The organism is Zobellella taiwanensis, from assembly GCF_003012795.1.
GTDB lineage: Bacteria > Pseudomonadota > Gammaproteobacteria > Enterobacterales > Aeromonadaceae > Oceanimonas > Oceanimonas taiwanensis.
This window is the reverse complement of the sequence record NZ_PXYH01000108.1, coordinates 1-202: the sequence shown is the minus strand read 5'-3', so window position 1 is coordinate 202 and position 202 is coordinate 1. Positions and strand designations below refer to the sequence as shown.

The window sequence follows — 202 nt, the reverse complement described above, 5'->3', positions numbered from 1 at the left end:
GGAATCGATAACCGCTGAAAGCATCTAAGCGGGAAGCGAGCCCCGAGATGAGTCATCCCTAGGTTCTTGAAACCTCTGAAGGGCCGTTTGAGACTAAGACGTAGATAGGCAGGGTGTGGACGCGTTGCGAGACGTGAAGCTAACCTGTACTAATGCCCCGTGCGGCTTAACCATACAACACCCAAGAAGTGTGAGAGACTTG

Annotated in this window: 1 rRNA gene; it reads left to right on the top strand. The window is 52.5% G+C overall.

Annotation, left to right across the window (positions count from 1 at the left end):
• Window positions 1–174 (top strand): 23S ribosomal RNA (locus tag C7I36_RS17145); the annotation flags it as partial.
• Window positions 175–202 lie beyond the last annotated feature (28 nt).